The 23,556-nt window shown below is 71.1% G+C and carries 25 protein-coding genes; 5 read left to right on the top strand and 20 right to left on the bottom strand.

Annotation, left to right across the window (positions count from 1 at the left end):
- Nucleotides 1-8: 8 nt before the first annotated feature.
- The 4 genes from BGP73_RS12715 to BGP73_RS12700 form a co-directional block, all read right to left on the bottom strand.
- Entirely contained in the window at nucleotides 9-1,331 is a 1,323-nt protein-coding gene (locus tag BGP73_RS12715; protein ID WP_069814442.1) for an NADH-quinone oxidoreductase subunit D, read from the bottom strand.
- Between the two features lie 94 nt (nucleotides 1,332-1,425).
- Entirely contained in the window at nucleotides 1,426-2,175 is a 750-nt protein-coding gene (locus BGP73_RS12710) for an NADH-quinone oxidoreductase subunit C (RefSeq protein WP_069814441.1), read from the bottom strand.
- 91 nt (nucleotides 2,176-2,266) lie between these two features.
- The gene (locus BGP73_RS12705; RefSeq protein ID WP_069814440.1) at nucleotides 2,267-2,821 is read right to left on the bottom strand and encodes a NuoB/complex I 20 kDa subunit family protein; all 555 of its coding nucleotides are present in this window, start codon (nucleotides 2,819-2,821) and stop codon (nucleotides 2,267-2,269) included.
- Nucleotides 2,822-2,849: 28 nt separating this feature from the next.
- Nucleotides 2,850-3,209, bottom strand: a complete 360-nt coding sequence (locus tag BGP73_RS12700; RefSeq protein ID WP_069814439.1) for an NADH-quinone oxidoreductase subunit A — start codon at nucleotides 3,207-3,209, stop codon at nucleotides 2,850-2,852.
- Nucleotides 3,210-4,197: 988 nt separating this feature from the next.
- On the opposite strand from BGP73_RS12700, the gene BGP73_RS12695 reads away from it, so the two are divergent.
- Nucleotides 4,198-5,034: a C40 family peptidase gene (locus BGP73_RS12695; RefSeq protein WP_069814438.1), complete on the top strand. Its 837-nt coding sequence runs from the start codon at nucleotides 4,198-4,200 to the stop codon at nucleotides 5,032-5,034.
- Between the two features lie 105 nt (nucleotides 5,035-5,139).
- Here BGP73_RS12695 and BGP73_RS12690 read toward each other — a convergent pair whose 3' ends face one another.
- The 6 genes from BGP73_RS12690 to BGP73_RS12665 form a co-directional block, all read right to left on the bottom strand.
- Complete coding sequence (locus tag BGP73_RS12690) at nucleotides 5,140-6,441, bottom strand: geranylgeranyl reductase family protein (RefSeq protein WP_069814437.1); 1,302 nt, start codon at nucleotides 6,439-6,441, stop codon at nucleotides 5,140-5,142.
- Between the two features lie 217 nt (nucleotides 6,442-6,658).
- Nucleotides 6,659-7,657, bottom strand: a complete 999-nt coding sequence (locus tag BGP73_RS12685; RefSeq protein WP_069814781.1) for an asparaginase — start codon at nucleotides 7,655-7,657, stop codon at nucleotides 6,659-6,661.
- 78 nt (nucleotides 7,658-7,735) lie between these two features.
- Entirely contained in the window at nucleotides 7,736-8,440 is a 705-nt protein-coding gene (locus BGP73_RS12680) for a demethylmenaquinone methyltransferase (protein ID WP_069814436.1), read from the bottom strand.
- A 67-nt stretch (nucleotides 8,441-8,507) separates the two neighbouring features.
- Nucleotides 8,508-9,230, bottom strand: coding sequence for an amidohydrolase family protein (locus BGP73_RS12675; protein ID WP_069814435.1), 723 nt, complete (start codon nucleotides 9,228-9,230; stop codon nucleotides 8,508-8,510).
- A gap of 70 nt (nucleotides 9,231-9,300) precedes the next feature.
- The gene (gene mqnC / locus BGP73_RS12670) at nucleotides 9,301-10,503 is read right to left on the bottom strand and encodes a cyclic dehypoxanthinyl futalosine synthase (RefSeq protein ID WP_069814434.1); all 1,203 of its coding nucleotides are present in this window, start codon (nucleotides 10,501-10,503) and stop codon (nucleotides 9,301-9,303) included.
- A gap of 139 nt (nucleotides 10,504-10,642) precedes the next feature.
- Entirely contained in the window at nucleotides 10,643-11,533 is an 891-nt protein-coding gene (locus BGP73_RS12665; protein ID WP_069814433.1) for a menaquinone biosynthetic enzyme MqnA/MqnD family protein, read from the bottom strand.
- Nucleotides 11,534-11,860: 327 nt separating this feature from the next.
- Between BGP73_RS12665 and BGP73_RS12655 the strand changes: the two genes are divergently transcribed.
- A complete protein-coding gene (locus BGP73_RS12655) occupies nucleotides 11,861-12,064 on the top strand; it encodes a cold-shock protein (protein ID WP_069814431.1) in 204 nt (67 codons plus the stop codon).
- A gap of 172 nt (nucleotides 12,065-12,236) precedes the next feature.
- Here BGP73_RS12655 and BGP73_RS12650 read toward each other — a convergent pair whose 3' ends face one another.
- The 5 genes from BGP73_RS12650 to BGP73_RS12630 all read right to left on the bottom strand — a co-directional run bounded on the left by BGP73_RS12650 (nucleotide 12,237) and on the right by BGP73_RS12630 (nucleotide 15,724).
- Nucleotides 12,237-12,557, bottom strand: a complete 321-nt coding sequence (locus tag BGP73_RS12650; protein WP_244501183.1) for a DUF4229 domain-containing protein — start codon at nucleotides 12,555-12,557, stop codon at nucleotides 12,237-12,239.
- A 79-nt stretch (nucleotides 12,558-12,636) separates the two neighbouring features.
- Nucleotides 12,637-13,158 carry a GNAT family N-acetyltransferase gene (locus BGP73_RS12645; RefSeq protein WP_069814429.1) on the bottom strand — a complete coding sequence of 174 codons (522 nt, stop codon included), beginning with the start codon at nucleotides 13,156-13,158 and terminating at the stop codon, nucleotides 12,637-12,639.
- Nucleotides 13,159-13,219: 61 nt separating this feature from the next.
- Nucleotides 13,220-13,915 carry a UdgX family uracil-DNA binding protein gene (locus tag BGP73_RS12640; protein ID WP_069814428.1) on the bottom strand — a complete coding sequence of 232 codons (696 nt, stop codon included), beginning with the start codon at nucleotides 13,913-13,915 and terminating at the stop codon, nucleotides 13,220-13,222.
- 67 nt (nucleotides 13,916-13,982) lie between these two features.
- Nucleotides 13,983-15,149 carry an aminofutalosine synthase MqnE gene (gene mqnE / locus BGP73_RS12635; RefSeq protein ID WP_069814779.1) on the bottom strand — a complete coding sequence of 389 codons (1,167 nt, stop codon included), beginning with the start codon at nucleotides 15,147-15,149 and terminating at the stop codon, nucleotides 13,983-13,985.
- A gap of 116 nt (nucleotides 15,150-15,265) precedes the next feature.
- Entirely contained in the window at nucleotides 15,266-15,724 is a 459-nt protein-coding gene (locus BGP73_RS12630) for an Lrp/AsnC family transcriptional regulator (RefSeq protein ID WP_069814427.1), read from the bottom strand.
- 139 nt (nucleotides 15,725-15,863) lie between these two features.
- On the opposite strand from BGP73_RS12630, the gene BGP73_RS23105 reads away from it, so the two are divergent.
- On the top strand, nucleotides 15,864-16,001 hold the full coding sequence (locus BGP73_RS23105) for a hypothetical protein (RefSeq protein WP_170837825.1): 138 nt from the start codon (nucleotides 15,864-15,866) through the stop codon (nucleotides 15,999-16,001).
- On the opposite strand, the gene BGP73_RS12625 is transcribed toward BGP73_RS23105, so the two are convergent.
- Nucleotides 15,998-16,729, bottom strand: coding sequence for a UbiX family flavin prenyltransferase (locus BGP73_RS12625; protein WP_069814778.1), 732 nt, complete (start codon nucleotides 16,727-16,729; stop codon nucleotides 15,998-16,000). The two genes, BGP73_RS23105 and BGP73_RS12625, sit on opposite strands and share 4 nt — an antisense overlap.
- Nucleotides 16,730-16,988: 259 nt before the next feature.
- Between BGP73_RS12625 and BGP73_RS12620 the strand changes: the two genes are divergently transcribed.
- Nucleotides 16,989-17,543 (top strand): rhomboid family intramembrane serine protease, encoded by a 555-nt coding sequence (locus BGP73_RS12620; RefSeq protein ID WP_069814776.1) that lies wholly within the window; start codon nucleotides 16,989-16,991, stop codon nucleotides 17,541-17,543.
- A 22-nt stretch (nucleotides 17,544-17,565) separates the two neighbouring features.
- Here the strand turns inward: BGP73_RS12620 and mqnP are convergent, their stop codons facing one another.
- Both mqnP and BGP73_RS12610 read right to left on the bottom strand, forming a co-directional pair.
- Complete coding sequence (mqnP, locus tag BGP73_RS12615) at nucleotides 17,566-18,489, bottom strand: menaquinone biosynthesis prenyltransferase MqnP (RefSeq protein ID WP_069814426.1); 924 nt, start codon at nucleotides 18,487-18,489, stop codon at nucleotides 17,566-17,568.
- Nucleotides 18,486-19,937, bottom strand: a complete 1,452-nt coding sequence (locus BGP73_RS12610; protein ID WP_069814425.1) for a menaquinone biosynthesis decarboxylase — start codon at nucleotides 19,935-19,937, stop codon at nucleotides 18,486-18,488. Before BGP73_RS12610 ends, mqnP begins: the two co-directional genes overlap by 4 nt.
- 89 nt (nucleotides 19,938-20,026) lie before the next feature.
- Between BGP73_RS12610 and BGP73_RS12605 the strand changes: the two genes are divergently transcribed.
- On the top strand, nucleotides 20,027-20,326 hold the full coding sequence (locus tag BGP73_RS12605) for a PLDc N-terminal domain-containing protein (protein ID WP_069814424.1): 300 nt from the start codon (nucleotides 20,027-20,029) through the stop codon (nucleotides 20,324-20,326).
- A 305-nt stretch (nucleotides 20,327-20,631) separates the two neighbouring features.
- Here BGP73_RS12605 and ccsB read toward each other — a convergent pair whose 3' ends face one another.
- The gene (gene ccsB, locus BGP73_RS12600) at nucleotides 20,632-21,723 is read right to left on the bottom strand and encodes a c-type cytochrome biogenesis protein CcsB (RefSeq protein WP_069814423.1); all 1,092 of its coding nucleotides are present in this window, start codon (nucleotides 21,721-21,723) and stop codon (nucleotides 20,632-20,634) included.
- Nucleotides 21,720-23,555 (bottom strand): cytochrome c biogenesis protein ResB, encoded by a 1,836-nt coding sequence (resB, locus tag BGP73_RS12595; RefSeq protein ID WP_069814422.1) that lies wholly within the window; start codon nucleotides 23,553-23,555, stop codon nucleotides 21,720-21,722. The genes ccsB and resB overlap by 4 nt, the downstream gene beginning before the upstream one ends.
- Nucleotide 23,556: the final 1 nt, after the last annotated feature.

Raw genomic sequence — 23,556 nt, 5'->3', positions numbered from 1 at the left:
GACGTCTGTCACCGGTCGACGCCTCCCATCACGGGGTCGATGGATGCGACTGCGACGATGACGTCGGCCACCTGGCCGCCCTCGCACATCGCCGCCATGGCCTGCAGGTTGGTGAAGGACGGGTCCCGGAAGTGGACCCGGTAGGGCCGGGTGCCGCCGTCGCTGACCATGTGCACGCCGAGCTCCCCCTTGGGGGACTCCACCGCCGTGTACACCTGGCCCGGGGGCACCCGAAAGCCCTCGGTGACCAGCTTGAAGTGGTGGATGAGCGCCTCCATCGAGGTGCCCATGATGTTCTTGATGTGGTCCAGCGAGTTGCCGAGTCCGTCCGGGCCGAGGGCCAGTTGGGCGGGCCAGGCGATCTTCTTGTCGCCGACCATCACGGGCCCGGGCTCCAGCTTGTCCAGGCACTGCTCGACGATGCGCAGCGACTGCCGCATCTCCTCCAGCCGGATCAGGAAGCGGCCGTAGGAGTCGCAGGTGTCGGTGGTCGGCACCTCGAAGTCGTAACTCTCGTAGCCGCAGTAGGGGTTGGACTTCCGCAGGTCCTGCGGGAGGCCGGCGGAGCGGAGGACCGGACCGGTGGCCCCCAGCGCCATGCAGCCGGTGAGGTCGAGGTACCCGATGTCCTGCAGGCGGGCCTTGAAGATCGGGTTGCCGGTGGCGAGCGCGTCGTACTCGGCCAGGTTCTTCCGCATCTTCTTGACGAAGTCGCGGACGGCGTCGACCGCGCCGGGCGGCAGGTCCTGGGCGAGGCCGCCGGGGCGGATGTAGGCGTGGTTCATCCGCAGACCGGTGATCAGCTCGAACAGGTCGAGGACGAGTTCGCGGTCCCGGAACCCGTAGATCATGATCGTCGTGGCGCCGAGCTCCATACCGCCGGTGGCGAGCGCCACCAGGTGGGAGGAGATCCGGTTCAGCTCCATCATCAGCACCCGGATGACGTTGGCCCGCTCGGGGACGTCCTCCTCGATGCCGAGCAGTTTCTCCACGCCCATGCAGTACGCCGTCTCGTTGAAGAACGGCGTGAGGTAGTCCATGCGTGTGACGAAGGTGGTGCCCTGCGTCCAGGTCCGGTACTCGAGGTTCTTCTCGATACCGGTGTGCAGGTAGCCGATACCGCACCGGGCTTCGGTGACCGTCTCACCGTCGATCTCCAGGATGAGCCGGAGCACGCCGTGGGTGGACGGGTGCTGCGGGCCCATGTTGACGATGATGCGCTCGTCGTCGGCGCGGGCGGCGGCCTCGGCGACCTCGCCCCAGTCTCCGCCGGTGACGGTGTAGACGGTGCCTTCCGTCGTCTCGCGCTGCTGCGCTTGCGAGGTGTTCATCGGGCTCCTCCTCGCGGGTCCGGTGCCGAGTGGCCGCGCCGGGTGAGGGCTCGCGGCCGGGGGTGCGGGGGTCGGGCCCCGGTGAAGTGCGCCATCAGGTGTACGACCTCCGCTGGTCGGGCGCCGGGATCTGGGCGCCCTTGTACTCGACGGGGATGCCGCCGAGCGGGTAGTCCTTGCGCTGCGGGAAGCCCTGCCAGTCGTCGGGCATCATGATCCGGGTGAGCGCCGGGTGGCCGTCGAAGATCAGACCGAAGAAGTCGTAGGCCTCGCGCTCGTGCCAGTCGTTGGTCGGGTAGATCTCGACCAGTGAGGGCAGGTGAGGATCGCTGTCCGGAGCGGTCACTTCCAGGCGGATCAGCCGGTTGTGGGTGATCGACCGGAGGTGGTAGACGGCGTGCAGTTCGCGGCCCGCGTCCTCGGGGAAGTGGACGGCGCTGACGCCGGTGCACAGCTCGAAGCGGAGCGCGGGGTCGTCCCGCAGGGTCCTGGCGACCTGCCGGAGGTGCTCGCGCTCCAACTGGAAGGTGAGCTCACCGCGGTCGACGACGGTCTTCAGGATGACGCTCTCGGGCACCAGGCCCTGTTCCTCCAGCGCGCCCTCCAGTTCGTCGGCGACCTCGTCGAACCAGCCCCCGTAGGGGCGGGCGGAGGCACCGGGCATCCGCACGGTGCGGACGAGCCCGCCGTAGCCGGAGGTGTCGCCGCCGTGGCTGGCGCCGAACATGCCGCGGCGGGTCCCGATGACCTCGGTCACGTCGCCGCGCTGGCCCGGGAGGTTGTTGGCGTCCGGGCCCTGGTCCGGACCCTGGTCCGGGCTGACGCTGTTACGGCCCTCGCTCACCGAGCACCCCTTTCCTTCACTGCTCCGCCCGACCGGCGCCCGGCCGCGGATCCCGCCGCCGTCCGCCGCGGGCCGGTCCCGCGTACGCCGCTCACCGGAGCAGCCCCTTCATCTCGATCGTCGGCAGTGCCTTGCGCGCCGCCTCCTCCGCCTCCCGGGCCGCGGCCTCGCGGTTGACGCCGAGCTTCCCGTGGCGGACCTTCTCGTGGAGCTTGAGGATCGCGTCCAGCAGCATCTCGGGGCGCGGCGGGCAGCCGGGCAGGTAGATGTCGACCGGTACGACGTGGTCGACGCCCTGCACGATCGCGTAGTTGTTGAACATGCCGCCGCTGGAGGCGCAGACCCCCATGGAGATGACCCACTTGGGGTTCGGCATCTGGTCGTAGACCTGCCGCAGGACGGGAGCCATCTTCTGGCTCACCCGGCCGGCGACGATCATCAGGTCCGCCTGGCGGGGCGAGCCGCGGAAGACCTCCATGCCGAAGCGGGCGAGGTCGTAGCGGCCGGCGCCGGTGGTCATCATCTCGATGGCGCAGCAGGCCAACCCGAAAGTGGCCGGGAACATCGAGGACTTGCGGACCCAGCCCGCGGCCTGTTCGACGGTGGTGAGCAGAAATCCGCTCGGAAGCTTCTCTTCGATACCCATTTCAGTGCCTCTCCCTAGTCCCCGGCCCCTAGTCCCATTCCAGCCCGCCACGGCGCCAGACATAGGCGTAGGCGACGAAGACGGTGAGCACGAAGAGCAGCATCTCCACGAGCCCGAAGAGCCCCAGGGCGTCGAAGGAAACGGCCCAGGGATAGAGGAAGACGATCTCGATATCGAAGATGATGAAGAGCATCGCCGTCAGGTAGTACTTGATCGGGAATCGACCGCCGCCGGCCGGTTGCGGGGTCGGCTCGATTCCGCACTCGTAGGCTTCGAGTTTCGCCCGGTTGTAGCGCTTCGGACCGACCAGCGCGGCCATGACCACGGAGAAGATCGCGAAGCCTGCCCCGAGGGCGCCGAGCACGAGGATGGGCGCATAGGCGTTCACGCTCCTCGCTCCTTCCAGTCGACGGTGCCTGTCGGTGGCGTGTGCCCCGACTCACGAAGATCGCGTCTATGTGAGGCAGTTCACAAGCCCAAGTCGCCGACATCCTATGCCTCCGGGTCTGTGAGCTGCGACACGGGGTGCGACTCCGATCTTGTGATCTCCACCACCAGCCCAAGGATCCAAAAGTCGGATGAGCGGTGATCTTCATACGCGAAGCGGCAGAGTAGTCACCAGAGGTGACAAGCGATGGAGTTTTCGCTGGTCACAGAGGGGGCTTCTGTTATCAACCCAAAGCTGCTCCAGACAAATTGGACTTGGACAGCACGGGGTGATAACGATCCTCGGCCGCCGTCGGACCCTTCCGCAGCCCGGAACGAGCCCGTGGACGGCGGTGGCGGCCGCCCTTCCGGGTCGGAACCGCCGACGGTCCGGAGGCGCCTGCGGGGCGCTCCGGGCACCGCCGCGGAGCGCTCGGTTCCGGCGGACCGGCGGCCCCCGGGCGCCCCGCCGGGCCCACCGGACCGGGTGGTTCACCACTCGGCCCGGTCGAGCGAGGGGAAAACCCCCGAATCACCGCCCCGGCCGTTCCGCGTTCCGACGCCCGCCCGGACCCGCGCCCGCCGGCGGAACCGGATACCGAAAGCGCGGTATCACCCCCGGCGGGATGCGACGGCCCGGACGGAGGCGGGGAATCCAGCGCGCCGTTTAGGCCGCACGGCTGGTTGCGCGGCAAACGGTGAGTTCCGCCACGTCGCCCTCGTGTTCGGAAATTCGTTGGTTGGCCACATAACGCGGCCGGTGATATGCGCCGGGAGAATCCGTCGAAGATCCCGGAAAAGCCCGACGCCGGGCGGAGTTGGGAAAAGCTGACGGTCGCACAGTTCCGGCCGCGGATGCTCGACGGCCCCCTGTCTCGACGCGTACGCATCAATTGTGAGCGATTCCACTTCCTTGAACGGAACCATGCCGCCCTGATAGCCACATAGCCATGTCAAAGGCCGCTCATTCAGCAAAACACCGGAAACCCCGGAGCCGGGCGTCGGTCTGGGGACTGCGTGCCGGTGTCGCCACTGGAGTCCTCGGCACCCTGGCCGCTTCGGCCGCGTTCGCCTCCTCGCTCACCCCCTCCGAGTCCGCCGCCGCCCAGGTCGCGGAGGTCCCGGCGCTCAACGGCTCGGTCTCCGAGGCCGCCCAGCGCTCCTCGGACGCGACCCTGCGGGCCGCACTCGACTACGACCTGCGGGACCAGCAGCGGACGACGGCCGCCGCGGCCCGCAAGTCGGCGAAGGAGTCCGCCGGGAAGAAGGCCGAGCAGGCCGCCCGCAAGGCCGCCCAACGGCGCGCGGAGCAGGCCGGGGCCGAGGAGCAGCGCGCCGCGGAGCGCGCCTCCCGCAGCACCGCACGTCCCGCGTTGGACGGCGCAGCCAAGACCGCGACCACCACCGCCGCCAAGACCGCGGCCACCGCCACGGACAGCGCCGCCAGCGTGCTCGCCTTCCTCGAGTCCCAGCTGGGCAAGGCCTACGTGCTGGGCGCCACCGGCCCCAGCGCCTACGACTGCTCGGGCCTCACCCAGGCAGCGTTCCGGACCGTCGGCGTGGAGCTGCCCCGGGTCTCCCAGGACCAGTCGACCGTCGGCACCCCGGTCTCCCTCGACTCGCTGCTCCCCGGCGACCTGCTCTTCTGGGGCGGCACCGGCAGCGCGTACCACGTGGCCGTCTACGTCGGCGACGGCCAGTACATCGACGCCGCTAACCCCGGCAAGGGCGTCGTCAAACAGGACCTCAGCTACTCCCCGCCCACCTCGGCGCGGCGGGTGCTCTGAGGCTGACGCCCTCCACGGCGGACAGAGCGGGCGGGCGGTCACCGGCGACTACCGGTGACCGCCCGCCCCTCGCCGCCCGCCCGCGGGCGGCGATGTGTTCCAGGGTCAGGCCTTCGGGGCGACCTTGCTGAGGCCGTTGATGACCCGGTCCATCGCGTCGCCGCCCTGCGGGTCGGTCAGGTTGGCCAGCAGCTTGAGGGTGAACCGCATCAGCAGCGGATGGCTGAGTCCCCGCTCGGCCGCCAGCTTCATGATCCTCGGGTTGCCGATCAGCTTCACGAAGGCGCGGCCCAGGGTGTAGTAGCCGCCGTAGGTGTCCTTGAGGATCTTCGGATAGGTGTGCAGGGCGCGTTCGCGCTGGAGCGGGGTCCGCCTGGCGTGGGCCTGCACGATGACGTCCGCCGCGATCTGCCCCGACTCCATCGCGTAGGCGATGCCCTCGCCGTTGAACGGGTTGACCATCCCGCCCGAGTCACCGACGAGCAGCAGCCCCTTGGTGTAGTGCGGCTGGCGGTTGAAGGCCATCGGCAGTGCGGCCCCCCGGATCGGGCCGGTCCTGTTCTCCTCGGTGAAGCCCCAGTCCTCGGGCATCGAGGCGCACCAGGCCTTGAGGATCTCCCGCCAGTTCAGCTCCTTGAAGGCGGCGGAGGAGTCGAGGACGCCCAGCCCGACGTTGGAGGTGCCGTCGCCCATGCCGAAGATCCAGCCGTAGCCCGGCAGCAGCCGGTCCCGCTCACCGCGCCGGTCCCACAGCTCCAGCCAGGACTCGAGGTAGTCGTCGTCGTGCCGAGGGGTGGTGAAGTACGTCCGCACAGCCACCCCCATCGGCCGGTCCTCCCGCCGGTGCAGCCCCATCCCCACGGAGAGCCTGGTCGAGTTGCCGTCCGCAGCGATGACGAGCGGCGCGTGGAAGGAGACCGGCGCCTTCTCCTGGCCCAGCTTCGCCTCCACCCCGGTGATCCGACCGGTCCGCTCGTCGACGATCGGCGCGCCCACGTTGCACCGCTCGTACAGCCGCGCCCCGGCCTTCTGCGCCTGCCGGGCCAGCTGCTCGTCGAAGTCGTCGCGCCTGCGGACCAGACCGTAGTCCGGGTACGAGGCCAGTGCCGGCCAGTCGAGCTGCAGGCGCATCCCCCCGCCGATGATGCGCAACCCGCGGTTGCGCAGCCAGCCGGCCTCCTCGGAGATGTCGATACCCATGGCGACCAGCTGTTTGACGGCGCGTGGGGTGAGGCCGTCGCCGCAGACCTTCTCCCTCGGGAAGGCGGTCTTCTCCAGCAGCAGCACGTCGAGTCCGTACTGGGCGAGGTGGTACGCGGTGGCGGCGCCGGCAGGGCCGGCTCCTACGACGATCACATCGGCGCTGCGCTCGGAAGCGGCTGCGTTCGTCGAGGCGGGCTCGGTCACGTCGGTACTCCCGGGCGGAGAGGCGGGGCACGGCCGCGCGAGGCGGCCGGCACGGGAACGGGCCAAGTCTATGCGCGGACCGGCCGGATGGTGGGCGGGGGCGTGTTGGCCGGATGGTGGCGGCGGCGGACCGGCGCGCCCGGCCGCCACCCGACGGCACCTCAGGAAGCGGGCATCCCGGGGCCGTCGGGCGAGGAGTGCCGGGCGCGGCCGCGGGTCAGGCGGCCGCGGCGCCGGCGCCCGGCTCGACCAGTCGGTGCAGGGTGCTCCGGCGCCCCTCCGGGTCCGCGGTGGACATCAGCGCCGCCAGTACGGCGATCCGCGCCTGACCCGCGCGGAGGGTCCCGGTCGGTACCGCGCCGGCGGCGATCAGGTCGACCGCCCCGCCCCCGGTGTAGATCGGGGTGACCGGCCCGGACGGCACCCGGGTGGTGAGCGCCACCAGCACCCCGCGGGAGACGGCGTCGGCCACCGCCTCCCGGGTCTCGGGCGTCGCGTTGCCCGCCCCGGTGCCGACCAGCACCAGGCCCGCCGCACCCGCGTCCACCGCGGTGCGCAGCAGCAGCGGGTCGGCGTCGGGGTGGTGCACCACGATGTCGACACGGGGCGGCTCGACGTCAGTCGGCGGCAGGGCCAGCGGCCGGCCGCGGGACGGCCGCCGGGCCACCTCGACCAGGCCGGAGACGACCGAGCCGAGCGGCGCCCCGGAGGGGTCGGCGAAGGCGTCCAAGCCGATCGTCCGGGTCTTCACCGTGCCGCGGGCGGCGTGGATCCGGCCGGCGAAGGCGGTCACCACCCCCAGGTCGCGGACGCCGGCGGCGGTCAGCAGGGCGTCGTGGAGGTTCCCGGCGGCGTCGCTGTCGGGGTTCTCCAGCGGCAGTTGGGCGCCGGTGAGGACCACCGGGCGGGGGTCGTCGTGGTACAGGTCGAGCAGGAACGCCGACTCCTCCAGGGTGTCCGTCCCATGGGTGACGACCACCCCGTCCACCGAGGGGTCGCTGAGCGCCTCCCGCACCGCACGGACCAGCCGCAGTTGGTGGCCCGAGGTCAGTCGGGCGCTGTTGACGGTGAAGAGGTCCACGACCTCGGGCCGCACCCCCTCGGGGACGGCCGAGGCGCCCAGCACCTCCGCCCCGGCCGCCTCGGCCGCGTACCCCGTGCCCCGCCAGCGGCTGGCGATGGTGCCGCCGGTGGTGACCACCACGATGCGCTTCACTGCGTCCCCGCTCTCCACTGCACCCTCGTTCCTCCCCCCTCGCTCCGCGTGTTCCGCCGGCCCGGGCCGGGCGACCACTCAGTCCCCGGCCGGTCCGCGCAGCCCGCGGTGCAGCGCGACGATGCCCCCGCTGAGGTTGCGCCAGGCGACCTTCGTCCACCCTGCGCGCTGCATCCGGCCGGCGAGCCCCGGCTGGTCCGGCCACGCGCGGATGGACTCGGCGAGGTAGACGTAGGCGTCCGGGCTGCTGCTGACCGCCGTGGCCACCGGGGGCAGCGCCCGCATCAGGTACTCGGTGTAGACGGTCCGGAAGGGGGCCCAGGTCGGGTGGCTGAACTCGCAGATCACGATCCTGCCGCCGGGCCGGGTGACCCGCAGCAGTTCGGCCAGCGCCTCGTCCGTCGCCTGGACGTTCCGCAGCCCGAAGGAGATCGTCACCGCGTCGAACACGCCGTCGGCGAACGGCAGCCGGGTGGCGTCCCCGGCGACGAACGGCAGCCGGGGGTTGCGGCGCTTGCCCTCCGACAGCATTCCGAGCGAGAAGTCACAGGGCACGACGTGCGCGCCGGTGGCCGCGAACGGCAGGGCGGAGGTGCCGGTGCCGGCCGCGAGGTCCAGCACCCGCTCGGCCGGGCGGGCGTCGACGGCCCGGGCGACCGCCCGCCGCCAGAGCCGGGCCTGGCCCAGCGACAGCACGTCGTTGGTCAGGTCGTACCGGGCCGCCACGTCGTCGAACATGGCGGCGACTTCCTGCGGCTGCTTGTCCAGGGAGGCTCGAGTCACCGCACCATTCTCCACTCCGGCGGCGCCGGCTCCGCAGCCGGTGCGCCCGGAGGCCGCCGGCGGGCCCTCACCTCCGGCGGTGCAGCAGCCGGCCGCCGAGGACGGTGGCCAGGCAGGTGCCGGCGCCGGCCCGGCCCAGCGCCGCGAGCGGATCGGCGACCGTAGCGAGCGGTTCGCCCGGCGAGTCGGTGTCCGACGCGCCCGCGCGGGCCCCCTCTCCCGCCCCGCGGAGGGCGAAGACGGCGAAGTCGGCGGGCGCCCCGGCGGCGAGGGCGCCGCCCAGTGGGACGGCCTCCGCCCCGGGGCGGTCGGGCTCGCCCACCGTCGGGTCGAGGGACGGCGGGCCCGGCACCCGAGCGCCCGGGAGGACCCGCAGTCCGGACCGGGCCACCGCGGTACGCACCGCCGGCCTGCCGAACGGCCCGATCAGGGCCGTCGTCCCGTAGCGGAGCATGGCCTGCAGACCGCGCCGGGCGCTGGCGCTCCAGCGGGTCTCGGTCATCTCCAGCGCGGCCAGGTCGGCTCCGGTGAGCGGCGCGGTGCCGAGTCTGTCGGCCTCCCGGGGATCGGGGTGGTATGCCTCCTCCAGCAGCGCCGCCGCCCGCCGGTTGAGCAGGCCGGGGACGAGCAGCCCGGGCCAGCGGCGGACCCGGGCCGTCGGGTTCCGCCCCGTCAGTTCCGGTCCCGGCCCGACCGCCACGATCCGCGGCCCCTCGACCAGCACCGCGCCGTTCGGCAGCGGCGGCCCTTCGGCGGGCAGGACCAACTCGGCGGTGTGCAGGGTGAGCATGAGCCGATGCTCGCACGTCCGGCGCCGGGCGGCACGGGGCCTCCCCGCGGGCCGGTGGCGGACCGGAGCGTCAGTTGCCGGCGTCGATGAGCTTCAGTTCCGGGTGCGCCGTGCCGCCCTCGATCGCGGTGGAGGACAGGTGCGAGACGACGTGGTCGTCGACCGGGTCGTCCGCCGGGTCCTGGTGCACCACCAGGTGCTCGTAGGTCGTCGAGCGCTGGGCGGGTACCCGGCCGGCGGCGCGGATCAGCTCGATGATCTCCATCCGGTTGGACCGGTGCTTCGCCCCGGCCGAGGAGACGACGTTCTCCTCCAGCATGATCGAGCCGAGGTCGTCGGCCCCGTAGTGCAGGGAGAGCTGTCCGACCTCCTTGCCGGTGGTCAGCCAGGAGCCCTGGATGTGGGCGACGTTGTCCAGGAAGATCCGGGCGATCGCGATCATCCGGAGGTACTCGAAGAGGGTGGCCTGCGTCTGCCCCTTCAGGTGGTTGTTCTCCGGCTGGTAGGTGTACGGGATGAAGGCCCGAAAGCCGCCCGTGCGGTCCTGTACGTCGCGGATCATCCGCAGGTGCTCGATCCGCTCGGCGTTGGTCTCGCCGGTGCCCATCAGCATGGTCGAGGTGGACTCCACCCCCATCCGGTGGGCGGTCTCCATGATCTCCAGCCACCGCTCGCCGGACTCCTTCAGCGGGGCGATGGCCTTGCGCGGCCGCTCGGGCAGCAGTTCGGCGCCCGCGCCGGCGAAGGAGTCGAGACCGGCCGCGTGGATCCGGCGGATCGCCTCCTCCGGGGTGACTCCGGAGATCCGGGCCATGTGCTCGACCTCGGACGCCCCCAGCGAGTGGATGACCAGCTCGGGGAACTCCCGTTTGATCGCCGCGAAGTGCTCCTCGTAGTACTCGACTCCGAAGTCCGGGTGGTGGCCGCCCTGGAACATGATCTGGGTGCCGCCCAACTCCACGGTCTCCGCGCAGCGCCGCAGGATGTCGTCGAGGTCGCGCACCCAGCCCTTGGCGGTGTCCTTCGGGGCGGCGTAGAAGGCGCAGAACCGGCACGCCGTCACACAGAAGTTGGTGTAGTTGATGTTCCGCTCGATGATGTAGGTCGCGATGTGCTCGCTGCCCGCGTAACGCCGACGGCGCACGGCGTCGGCCGCCGAGCCCAGCGCGTGCAGCGGCGCGGAGCGGTAGAGGTCGAGCGCCTCGGCCGGGCTGATCCGGCCTCCCGCGGCGGCACGGTCGAGTACGGACTGGAGGTCGGCGTTCTCGGCCACCGGGACGTCCCCTTCGGAAGTTTCGTTACGGGCCGATCCAGCCTACGCCAGGGGGCGGCGGCCCCAGGGGTGGCCTGCGGCCGGACGGCGGAGCGACCGCGTCCGGCATCCTCCGGCGACATGTGGCCGGGCGAGGCCCTCAGGGGGATTCCAGCATCTCCACCCGCACGTCCGGGGGGAACCCGGTGGTGCCTCCGGTCCGGCGGGCGAACTCGGCGATCCCGGCGAGCTGTTCCGAGCCGAGCCGGAAGTCGAGCGTGGTGAAGTAGCGTTCCAGCACCTGCGCGTCGAAGGACTCCCAGCGCGCCGCCTGCTCGGCCACCTTGGCGACCTCGCGCAGCGACAGGTCGCGCGAGGCCAGGAAGGTCTCGTGGACCTTGTGGACCAGCTCCGGCTCCCGCGCGAGGTAGTCGCGGCGGGCCGCCCAGACGGCGAAGACGAAGGGCAGGCCCGTCCAGTCCTTCCACATCTGCCCCAGGTCGTGCACCTCCAGGCCGAGCCGGGGGGCGTCGTGGAGCGAGGCCCGCAGCGCCGCGTCACCGATCAGCACGGCCGCCCGCGCCTCCTGCATCATCGCGCCGAGGTCCGGTGGGCAGCGGTAGTAGTCGGGTGCGATGCCGTACCGCTCGGCGAGGAGGAGCTGGGCCAGGCGTACGGAGGTGCGCGAGGTGGAGCCGAGCGCCACCCGCTCCCGGTCCAGTTGTTCGAGCGGCAGCTGGGAGACGATCACACAGGACATGACCGGCCCGTCGCAGCCGACCGCGATGTCCGGCAGCGCCACCAGCTCGTCGGCGTTGCGGAGAAACTCGACCAGGGTCACCGGGGCGATATCGAGTTCCCCGCGGATCAGCTGTTCGCTGAGCTTTTCCGGGGTGTCCTTGCTGAGCTCGAGATCGAGAAGGGTGCCCGTCCGCGCCAGTCCCCAATACAGCGGCAGGCAATTGAGAAACTGGATGTGGCCGACCCGAGGCCGGCTGCGGCGGTGCTCGTCGGCGGCGGAGGGGTTGGCCGCTCGGTCAGAAGTATCCACGTCGTGAGGCTAGACCCGACGGCCCTCCCGAGTGACGTCGGGGGCTCCGCGAGTCGCGCCGGGCGGGCCGGGCCGGAGGTCGGCCGCGGGCCCGTGGTGGACGCCGAGGTGCAGGTCGTCGCCGTGGAGCAGCGGCTTACACCCCACCAACGAGTGATCTTGACCTCTTTCCCGGCAACGAAGGAGCGTGCTAGGCTCGCCGCAAGTTGCAGTTTGGTTTCCCTTGCAGTACAGAGCCTGCGGAGCATGTAACTCCGCAGGCTTTTGTCATTTTCAGACTTCTTGCAGGTTCTGGAGCAGGGCAACCCTTTGGCCCAAGGAGGGCTTATGGCTACCGGAACCGTCAAGTGGTTCAACGCTGAGAAGGGCTTCGGCTTCATCGCCCAGGACGGCGGCGGCCCCGATGTCTTCGTCCACTACTCCGCGATCAACGCGACTGGTTTCCGCTCTCTCGAGGAGAACCAGACCGTTAACTTCGACGTCACCCAGGGTCCGAAGGGCCCGCAGGCCGAGAACGTCACCCCGGCCTGATCCGACGGATCACCGGGTCGGCCGATCGCGGTCGATCTAGCAGTACCCAAGGAGCTCCGCTCACCGTGGCCGCGGTGAGCGGAGCTCCTGCCGTTGGGCGCGTCGTCTTCGGCAAGGGTGGCGCGGGCCGGTGGGCCTCCCCGGTCACAGCACCGGCTCCGGCCTCAGCCGCTCACTTGGCGGTGTCCGCCGCCTTGGCCGCGTCCACCGCGGCGTCCTCTTCACCCTGGGCGGCGGAGAGTCGGCTCTTCGCCCGCTCCACCCGCTCGACTATCTGGACGGACATCTCGCCCCGCTCCCGGCGGAGCAGCACCCAGCTCAGCGGCCCGGAGAGCAGCAGCGCGGCCATCACCACCAGCAGCGGGTCGGGGTCTTCGAAGCCGGAGGGCAGCACCCGCAGGGAGAGGATCAGCACCAGGACGGCGAGGCAGCCGACGAAGACGCCGAGCCGCAGCGCGGTGTAGCGGATCGTGGCGTACTTCTTGCTAGTCACGGACAGACCTTCTTCTCAACATCGGCCGAAAGGGTCCCCTCCCAGTGAAGCACAGCGCCGAGCGGGCCCGTCCGCGAGGTCAGTGGAGCGGCAGCCACATGGTGATGTCGTCGCGGTAGTCGTCTTCGGCGACCTTGATCGCCCCGGGCACCCGGCCGACCTCCTTGTAGCCGCAGGCGGCGTAGAAGTCTTCCAGTCCGAGCCCGCCGCGGCAGGTGAGCCGGACCGCCCGGAGCCCTTGGTGGCGCGCCTCGGCGGCGACCGCCGCCATCAGCTGCCGGCCGGTCCCCTGCCCCTGCTGGGAGGGGTGGACCATGACGGTGTACACCGACCACCAGTGCCGCATCAGTGGCGAGCTGTTGGGCACGAGGAAGGCGGTCGCGACGACGCTGCCGTCCTCTTCGGTCCCGACCAGCAGCTGGCTGTCGCCCGTGGTCATGGCGGCGAGTTGCCGCAGCAGCGCCGGCCGCACGGTTTCGGCGGTCACCGGGGGCACGAACCCCACGGCCCCTCCGGCGTTGGTGACATCCGCCCACAGGCTGCAGATCTCCTGGCGGAGCCGCTCACCGACCGGGGGGTTCAGTTGATACGTAATAGCCACAAGGGCAGGTTAGCTATTACACAATCCCCGGGGCAAGGACGGCTCGGAAGCGGACACCGGCTCAGTCCAACGCCTCCGCCGCCACCCGCAGATCGTCGACGAGCCCGGCGCGCACCGCCTCCCGGTCGTCCGCGCGGAGCACGGCGGAGGGGTGGATGGTGGCCACCAGCACCCCCTCCCAGGCGGTCTCCGTACCGGCCGGGTCCCCGCCGACGACCGGCGCGGCGAACGGCATCGGTCGGCCTCGCTGCTCCGTCACCCGGAACCCGGACCCGAGCAGCGCCTTGCCCGCGGTCGCGCCGAGCGCCACGATCACTTCCGGGTCGAGGACCGCCAACTCCGCGTCCAGCCACGGCCGGCAGGCGCCCATCTCCCGGAGGGTCGGCGGTTTGTGGATACGCCGTTTCCCGCGCTCCGCACGGTGCTCGAACTTGAAGTGCTTGACGGCGTTGGTGACGTAGGTCTGTCCCGGGTCGATGCCGACCTGCTCCAGCGCCTCGTCGAGCACCCGCCCGGCGGGTCCGACGAACGGCTCACCGCGCCGGTCCTCCTGGTCTCCGGGCTGTTCACCGACGAGCACCACCCGGGCGTCGGCGCTCCCCCGCCCGAACACGGTCTGGGTCGCGGCGCGGTGCAACGGGCAGCCGTGGCAGTCGGCCGCGGCGGCCCGGAGCGCCGACAGGTCAGCCCCCGGGGGTACGAAGGGCCGGGCGTCGTAACCGCTCTCCGCATCAGGTCGTGACTCCGCTCGCGCCATGGAGCGCGCGGTACCCGGCTCGGCCGGCCGTACGCCCCGGGTAGCCCGAACGGCCCCGCATCGCGGTTCAGACCCGCATGGCCTGCGGCTGCTCCCGGCGGTCCGGGTCCGGACCGGGGTACTCGTTGATGATCTCGTAGCGGGTGTTCCGCTCGACCGGCTGGAAGCCCGCGTCACGGATCAGTTCCAGGAGGTCCTCCCGGGTGAGCTTGTCCGGGGTGCCGAAGTTGTCCGCGTCGTGCGTGATCTTGTACTCCACCACCGAGCCGTCCATGTCGTCCGCCCCGTGCTGGAGCGCGAGCTGGGCGGTCTGGAGACCGTGCATCACCCAGAAGACCTTCACGTGGGGCACGTTGTCGAACAGCAGTCGGGAGACGGCGAAGGTCTTCAGCGCCTCCGCCCCGGTCGCCATCGTGGTGCGCGCCTGGAGCCGGTTTCGGACCTTGCCGTCCTTCATGTCCACGAAGTCGTGCTGGTAGCGCAGCGGGATGAAGACCTGGAACCCCCCGGTCTCGTCCTGCAGCTCACGCAGCCGCAGTACGTGGTCCACCCGGTGCCTGGGCTCCTCGATGTGCCCGTAGAGCATGGTGCAGGGCGTCTTGAGGCCCTTCTGGTGGGCCAGCCGGTGGATGCGCGACCAGTCCTCCCAGTGGGTGGCGTGGTCGACGATGTGCTGCCGCACCTCCCAGTCGAAGATCTCCGCGCCGCCGCCGGTGAGCGACTCCAGCCCGGCGTCGATCAGCTCGTCCAGGATCTCGGAGGCGTCCATGCCGGAGATGGTCTCGAAGTGGTGGATCTCGGTGGCGGTGAACGCCTTCAGCGAGACGGTCTCCGGCAGCGCCTCCTTGAGCGCCTTGAGGGAGCGCGGGTAGTAGCGCCAGGGCAGGGTCGGATGGAGGCCGTTGACGATGTGCAGTTCGGTGAGGTTCTCGCCCTCCATGGCCTTGGCGAGGCGGACGGCCTCCTCGATGCGCATCGTGTAGGCGTCCTTCTCGCCCGGCTTCCGCTGGAACGAGCAGTACGCGCAGGAGGCGGTGCAGACGTTCGTCATGTTCAGGTGGCGGTTGACGTTGAAGTGGACGACGTCGCCGTTCTTCCGCCTGCGCACGCCGTGGGCGAGGCCGCCCAGCCAGGCGAGGTCGTCGCTCTCGTAGAGCGCGACGCCGTCCTCACGGGTCAGCCGTTCCCCGGTGCGGACCTTCTCCTCCAGCTCGCGCTTGAGCCCCGCGTCCATCCGGCCGCCTCCCATTTGTCTGCTTGTCGAGCCTCCCCGAGCGTACCGCTCGGCCCACCGCCGGGACGGCTCGCCCTCAGGACGTGTCCGACGTCCCCGTACGGTCCGCCGGCGCCTCAAGGGGTCTCCGCAGGCAGTTCACCCACCCGGTCCTCCCACTTGGCGGAGAGCACGATGGTGGTACGGGTGCGCGAGATGCCCTTGATGCCGGAGAGGCGTCGGATGGTGCGCTCCAGGCCGGGCATGTTGGGCACCCGCACCTTGAGCATGTACGAGTCCTCGCCGTTGATGAACCAGCAGTCCTCGATTTCCTTGAGGTCGCGGAGCCTGTGCGCCACGTCCTCGTGGTCGGTGGAGTCCGACAGCTGGAGGCCGATCAGCGCGGTCACCCCGAGGCCGAGTGAGGCCGCGTCCACGGTCGCCCGGTAGCCGGTGATCACACCGGCGGACTCCAGCCGGTTGATGCGATCGGTGACGCTCGGCCCGGACAGCCCGACGAGCCGTCCGAGCTCCGCGTACGAGGCCCGGCCGTTCGCCCGGAGAGCCTGGATGAGCTGCCTGTCCACCGCGTCCATAAGCGTGGCCCTTCTGACGTTTAGCCATCTCACAGGTTTACGTATAGAATCAAAGGTGTGCAGGGGAAGATACCTGCGAATCTTTCACTCGATCAAGCGATCAGCCGTAAGTCATAAACTTTTCAGGAGGAACCTCACCGTGTACACGATCGAGATGGCCCAGGCCCGCATGCATGAGCTGCGCGAGCTGGCGGCCCGCTCGCGTGCCCACCGGACCGTCTCCAACCCCCGCACCACCGGTCGGATCTTCCGCCGCCGGCCCGGCGCGAAGCGCTAACCCCAGCGCTCTTCCCCCCGAGCTCGGTCGGACGCCCGCCGCGAGCCCCCACCGAGCTCCCCCTCCCATCCGCGGTAGAGCTTCTGCGGCACCCCCGCCGCGTCCAGCACCCTTCCGGCGACGAAGTCGACCAGGTCCTGGATATGCGTCGCTCCCGCGTAGAACGCCGGCGAGGCGGGCACCACCACGGCGCCCGCCTCGTCCAGTGCCACCAGGTGCCGCAGCGTCTGCCCGGCCAGCGGGGTCTCCCGCACCGCCACCACCAGCCTTCTGCGCTCCTTCAGGGTCACGCTCGCCACCCGCTGCAGCAGGTCCTTGGACAACCCCAGCGCCACCCCGGCCACCGCGGCCGTGCTCGCCGGGACGATCAACATGCCCTTGGCCGGGTAGGAGCCGGATGACGGCCCGGCCGCCAGGTCACCCGGCGACCAGTGCCGCACCCCGGACAGCTCGGGCAGCGTCCCCGCGAAGTAGTCCGGGGTGCCGTCGGCCCCGCGGGCCAGCCAGGCCCTGAGGTCCGCGGACCAGTGGGCGTCCCGGAAGGGCAGGCCCGTCTCGTCCAGCAGGGTGAGTCGGGAGGCCCGGCTCACCACCAGGTCCACGGCCTCGCCGGCGTGCAGCAGCGCGCGCAGCACCGCGGCGGCGTACGGCGTGCCGGAAGCTCCGGAGACCCCCACCACCCACGGGCGGCGCTCCCCGGTTCCGGTACCCGCCTCGGTGACCGGGATCGCGTTCTCGTCCGCTTCTGGGGCGGCCTGCGGCGGAGGTTGCGGTTTGGGCGGCTGCACGTCTGGAGCCTATCCCCGTCCCCGGTACGGAACCCGGCACCGGGTGCCGACCGTTCTCCCGTTGAGAGCCGCCCGCTGAGAGTCACCCTTGCCAGGAGGCGCCATGTCATACGGTTCGTCCGCCGGACGCCCCTGGGAGCAGCGCGCCGTCCCGCGTGCGGACGGCGGGCTGGAGCGGGCCAGGTCCGCCGGGCTGCTCATGGTCGGCTGGGTGGCGCTGCTCTGGCTGCTTGAGGTCATCGACGCCGTGACCGGGCACGCCCTGGACACCTACGGCGTCTCCCCGCGGGAGGTCGGCGAGCTCCGGGACGTGATACCCGCCGCCTTCCTGCACTTCGGCTTCGACCACGTCGCGGCCAACAGCCTGCCGCTGCTGGTCCTCGGTTTCCTCGCCGCGCTCCGCGGCACGGGCCGCTTCCTCGCCGTCGTCGGCATCATCATCGTCGTCGGCGGCCTCGGCGTCTGGCTGACCGCGCCGGCCGGTTCGGTCACCGCGGGCGCCTCGATCGTGGTCTTCGGCCTCTTCGGCTACCTCCTGGTCCGCGGCTTCGTCGACCGGGTCATAACCGACGTCATCGTCGGGCTCGTGGTGGCCGCGCTCTACGGCTCGATCCTGTGGGGGGTGCTCCCCACCGAGGGCTCAGTCAGCTGGCAGGGCCACCTCTTCGGTCTCCTCGGCGGGGTACTGGCCGCCGTGCTGCTCCGCCGCCGCCCGGCGCCCGGTGCCGGGCGGCCGGCCACGATCATCGGCTGACCGGCGAAGGGGTACCGGCGCCTCAGCCGCCGAGGCCGCGCGCGGTGAGGTCCAGCAGGGCGAAGAGGAAGAGGACGCAGCCGATCACGCCGTTGACCGTGAAGAAGGCCCGGTTCAGGCGCGAGAGGTCGTGCGGCCGGACGATCGAGTGCTCGTAGCAGAAGGCGGCGGCGACGATCAGCAGCCCGGTCCAGAAGAAGCCGCCCGCACCGGTGGCCACCCCGTACCAGGCCAGCAGCCCGGTGGTGACGACATGGCAGGCGCGCGCACCGTGCAGGGCCGCCGCGATCCCGAAGCGGGCCGGGACCGAGCGGACGCCCTGGGAGCGGTCCGCGGCGACGTCCTGGCAGCCGAAGATCAGGTCGAAGCCACCGATCCAGACGCCCACGGCGGTGCCGAGGATCACCGCCTCCCACGACCAGCTGCCGGTGACGGCCAGCCAGGCGCCGACCGGTCCGATCGCCTGGGCCAGCCCGAGGATGGCGTGCGGGTAGTCGGTGAAGCGCTTGCCGTAGGGGTAGACCACCATCGGCACCACCGCGAGCGGGGAGAGCGCCAGGCAGAGCGGGTTGAGCAGTGCGGCGGCGCCCAGGAAGACGACCACCGCGATGAGCGCCCCCGTCCAGGCGGCCCGTACCGACATCGCCCCGGTCACCAGCTCGCGGCCCGCGGTGCGCGGGTTCCGTGCGTCGAGTTCGCGGTCGATGATGCGGTTGCACGCCATCGCGAAGGTGCGCAGCCCGACCATCGCCACGGTGACCAGGAGGAGTTCCCACCAGTGGACGGTGCCGTCCTGAAGGAACATGGCGGTCAGCGCGGCGATGTAGGCGAACGGCAGCGCGAAGACCGAGTGCTCGATCATCACCAGCCGCAGGAACGCCCGGACCCGTCCGGGCCGCGCGGGTTCGGGTCCGAAGACGTCCGAGGTCGCGGAGTCCGCGCTCACAAGCCGTACTCCTTCCATCGTTCGGTGACCCGGGCGGAGATCTCCGGATCGGACTCGATCATCTCCGGCCAGCCGCCGTCTCGCGTGTAACCCTCCCCCGGCAGTTTCCGCGTGGCGTCGATCCCGGCCTTGCCGCCCCAGAACTGCTGGTACGAGGCGTGGTCGAGGTGGTCCACCGGGCCCTCGACCACGGTGAGGTCACGGCTGTAGTCGGTGTTGCCCAGCGCCCGCCACGCGACCTCGTGCAGATCGTGCACGTCGCAGTCGGCGTCGACGACCACGATCAGCTTGGTGAGCGACATCATGTGCGCCCCCCAGATGGCGTGCATGACCTTCTGCGCGTGCTTGGGGTACTTCTTGTCGATCGAGACGATGGCGCAGTTGTGGAAGCCGCCGGCCTCCGGCAGGTGGTAGTCCACGATGTCCGGAACGATGATCTTGAGCAGCGGGAGGAAGAACCGCTCCGTCGCGCGGCCGAGCGGACCGTCCTCGGTCGGCGGCCGGCCGACGACGATCGACTGGAGCAGCGGGCGGCGGCGCATCGTGACGCAGTCGATGGTCAGCGCCGGGAAGTCCTCCTGCGGCGTGTAGAAGCCGGTGTGGTCACCGAACGGCCCCTCCGGCAGCGTCCGCCCCGGCTCCAGCCAGCCCTCAAGCACCACCTCGGCGTTGGCCGGGACCTGGAGCGGCACGGTCTTGCAGTCCACCATCTCCACGCGCCGGCCGGCCACGAAGCCGGCGAAGAGGTACTCGTCGATGTCGCCGGGCAGCGGCGCGGTGGAGGCGTAGGTCACCGCCGGCGGACAGCCGAAGGCGATCGCGATCGGGAGCTTCTCCCCCCGCCGGGCCGCCACCTGGTAGTGGTTCCGGCTGTCCTTGTGGATCTGCCAGTGCATGCCGATGGTGCGCCGGTCGTGCCGTTGCAGCCGGTAGAGCCCGAGGTTGCGGACCCCGGTCTCGGGGTGCTTGGTGTGCGTCAGGCCGAGGTTGAAGAAGGAGCCCCCGTCGCCGGGCCAGGTGAACAGCGCCGGCAGTTCCTCCAGGTCGACCTCGTCCCCGGTGCGGACGACCTCCTGCACGGGAGCGGCCTTGACCTTCTTCGGCGGGAGGTGGGCCACGCTGCCGAGTTTGCCGAAGGCCTCCCGCATCCCGACGAAGCCTTGCGGCAGTTCGGGTTTGAGCAGGCTTCCGATCTTCTCGGTGATGTCCTCGTAGCTCTCCAGACCGAGGGACTTGAGGAGTCGCCGGTCGGTGCCGAAGACGTTCATCGCCAACGGCATGGCGGAGCCCTTGACGTTCTCGAAGAGGAGCGCCGGGCCGCCGGCCTTGTTCACCCGGTCGACGATCTCGCCGACCTCCAGATGCGGATCGACCTCCGCTTTGATCCGCTTCAGGTCGCCGTCGCGTTCCAGCGCCCGCAGCAGCGAGCGAAGATCGTCGTAAGCCATGCGCCCCAGTATCCGACAACCCGTACCCTGGAGGCGTCACCGGGGCCGTCCAGGCCCCCCTCACCCGTTTTCTGGGGGCTCGTTCCGCCATGCTCAGGTATCTGCCGTTCTTGCTGGTCCTGGCGCTGTGGATCTATGCGTTCATCGACTGCCTCAACACTCCTGAGGACGAGGTCCGCAACCTTCCCAAGCCCATCTGGGTACTGATCATCGTGCTCTTCGGCTACATGCTCTTCGGATCCCTCGCCTGGCTCATGGCCGGTCGGCCGCGCCGCGCCGTTCCGGCCGGCGGGTTCGGCGGGGGGCACGGCCGGTGGGTGGCGCCCGATGACAACCCGGACTTCCTCCGGTCGCTGGACGACGACAAGAAGGACAAGGACAGCGAGTGAGGCGTCCCGGCGGATCCTGACGGCGCCGCCTCCGAGGCCCGCGCCGCCTGCGGGACGCGCGCGGCCCCGGGCCCCCGGTGCCGCGGAAGACAGCACAGGCGAGTGGCCGCCGTCCCCGGAAGGGGGCGGCGGCCACTCGCGTGCGCTGGGCCGGGTCGGTGAGGGCGCGTCCGCTGCCGGTCCGGCAGCGCGAGCGGGAGCCTTCGCGGCCCGGTCCGAGGGCCGCGCCGCTTTGACCGCCGGCGGCGGCCAGGCGTACCCGACCGCCGCAGGCCGCTCAGGCGTACCCGACCGCCGCAGGCGGCTCAGGCGTAGGAGTGCAGGCCGTCCACGAAGAGGTTGACCCCGTAGTAGTTGAAGAGGAAGCAGGCGAAGGCGACGAGCGCCAGGTAGGCGGCCTTCCGGCCGCGCCAGCCGGCGGTGGCCCGGGCGTGCAGGTAGCAGGCGTACGCGACCCAGGTGATGAAAGTCCAGACCTCCTTGGGGTCCCAGCCCCAGTAGCGGCCCCAGGCCGCCTCGGCCCAGATGGCACCGGCGATGAGCGTGAAGGTCCACAGTGGGAAGACCGCGGCGTTGATCCGGTAGGCGAACTTGTCCAACGTCGCGGCCGAGGGCAGCCGTTCCAGAACCGATGTGGCGAAGGCCCCCGGCTGCGGCCCGTCGGCGGCGGCGAGCTTGGCCTCGTAGCGGTCGCGGAAGAGGTAGAGCAGTGTGGCGACGGCTCCGAGGTAGAGCACCGCGCCGGAGATGATCGCGCAGGAGACGTGGATGTAGAGCCAGTACGAGTCGAGCGCGGGAACCAACTGGTCGCTCTCGGTGTAGAACACGGAGACGGCCAGCCCCAGGTCGAGCAGGACGGTGGTGACCAGGGGCAGCCCCAGCCAGCGGACATTCTTACGGAGCGCCAGCCCCACCACGTAGGCCCCGACGGCGACCATCGAGAAGGTGGTGGAGAACTCGTACATGTTGCCCCACGGCGCCCGTTGCACCGACAGGGCTCGGGCCAGCACACCGGCGGCGTGGATGGCGAAGGCCAGCACGGTCAGGGAGATGGCGATCCTGCCGGACATGTCGCCGCCGGCGTCGCTGCCGGCCGCCCCCGGTCCGTCCGGTACGTCACGGCTGCCGGAGCCACCGCGGGTGACGACCTTCGGCCGCTCCAGGACGGTCGTCCCGCCCTTGCCACCGGAGATCTCCACGGTCTCGGTCCGGCCGGCGTCGCCGGTCCCGTCGGAGGCGGTCAGCGCCGCGGCCGTGCGGCCGACCTTGCTGCGGCTGCCCAGCACCCACTCCGCCATGTGCGCGATAAAGGCGAGCGTATAGACCGCCATCGCCGAATAGATCAGCACATTGCTGATGTAGGCCATGTTCTCGTTGGCCGCCGCAGCGAGGTTCACGCGCGCGCTCCTTCGACAGGATCAGCAGGATCATTGCCCTGATTGTCCGGACCCGCGGCCTCTTCGGGCTCGGGGTCCGGATGCTTCGTTGCCGGGTCGTCGGCCTCCGCTTCGGACCCTTCCTCGGCCGCCGGCTCCCCGGCGGCCCCGCTGACGGGCGCCTCCGCCCGGAGGGCCACGGCGAGATCGGCCAGCTCCTCCGGAAGCTTCGGCGACTCACTCCGCCCGAGGCCGGCGAGTTCGACGAGGGTCTCGCCGTCGGCCCCCCGGCTCGCCCGGACCCATACCCGGCGGCGCTGGATGAACAGCGAGCCGGCGAGACCGGCCAGCGCCGCGACCGCGCCGACGAGCGCCAACCCGTTGGCGGGCTGGTGGGAGACCTGGAAGGTGGCCCAGGTCTTGACCCCCTCGAACTCGATGCTGCCGGCGCCGTTCGGCAGCTCGGCGCTCTCACCGGGGCGCAGGAACTTCCGGAAGGGCTCGCCCTCGGCGTCCTTGAACTGCTTCATCTTCTCGGTCTCGAGCTGGTAGACGCTCTGCGGCACACCGGAGTCGATGCCCAGATCGCCGCGGTAGGCGTTGATCGCCAGGACCGGGTAGTCGAGGGCGGGGAAGGAGGAGTGTGGGCCGCGCACCTCGTCGAGGGCGAAGGTGGGCAGGAAGCGCCCCTGGAATCCGAGCTGGTTCTTCTTGCCCTCCTTGTCCCGGTAGTCGGGCACCTTGATCACACCGACCGAGGTGAAGCCGGTGTCCCCCTGGGGCAGGAACGGGGTCGGCCCCTGGTAGGCGATGTCGCCCTGCCCGTCCCGGACGGTGACGACCGGCGCGTAGCCGTGACCGACCAGGTAGACCTTGTTCCCGGCGACCTCCAGCGGCTTGTTCACCTCGATGACGGTCTTCCGCTCCTCCCCTGAGGCGCCCTCCCAGTAGGTGGCGCGGGCGCGGAAGGTGCGCGGGGTGCCCTTCTGCGGGCCGGTCCGTTCGAAGGTGGCGTCGAAGCCGTCCAGGGCGAAGCCGAAGGGGGCCAGCCCGTCGCTGTCGAAGAGCGTGCCGGAGCTGAACTCGTCGTACTGGATGAGGGTGTTGGAGAAGCCGTCCCCCTCCACCACGAGCTTGCCGCCCTCCGACTTCCACAGCTGCCCCACCGCGAAGGCGACCAGGATCACGATCAGCGCGATGTGGAAGAGGAGGTTGCCCACCTCCCGCAGATAGCCCTTCTCCGCGGCGACGGCGTCCCCGCTGCGGTGGGTCCGGAAGCGGCTCCGGCCGAGCAGCCGGTGGGCCGCGCCCAGCACCTCCTCGGGCGCCGCCCCGGTGCGCCAGCTGGTGTACGCCGGCAGCCGGCCCAGCCGGCGCGGGGCGGCCGGTGGCCGGCCGCGGAGCTGCCTGGTCAGCTGCCAGCCGCGGGGGACGATGCACCCGATCAGCGAGACGAACAGCAGGATGTAGATCGCCGAGTACCAGACGGAGCTGTAGACGTGGAACAGCCCGAGCCTGTCGTAGATCGGCGCCAGGGTCTGGTGTGCCTGCCGGAACTCCTCGACCTTCATCGGGCTGACGCCGCTCTGCGGGATCAGCGAGCCGGGGATCGCGCCCAGCGACAGCAGGAAGAGCAGGATCAGGGCGACCCGCATCGAGGTGAGCTGCCGCCAGGACCAGCGGGCCCACCCCAGGAGCCCGAGGGCCGGGACGTTGATCGAGTCGGCCGGGGCGGTGGAGAGCCGGGCGGCCGCCGAGCCGCCGGGCGGCTCGGTGTCCGGCCCCTCGGCCCGACCCTCGGCGGACTCCGTCGCGCTCGGGTCTATCTCGGTGTTCGTACCGGTCTCGGACATG

Source organism: Streptomyces sp. TP-A0874 (assembly GCF_001748085.1).
Classification (GTDB): domain Bacteria; phylum Actinomycetota; class Actinomycetes; order Streptomycetales; family Streptomycetaceae; genus Streptomyces.
The sequence above is the reverse complement of the archived record's forward strand: the minus strand, read 5'-3'. Positions and strand labels throughout refer to the sequence as shown.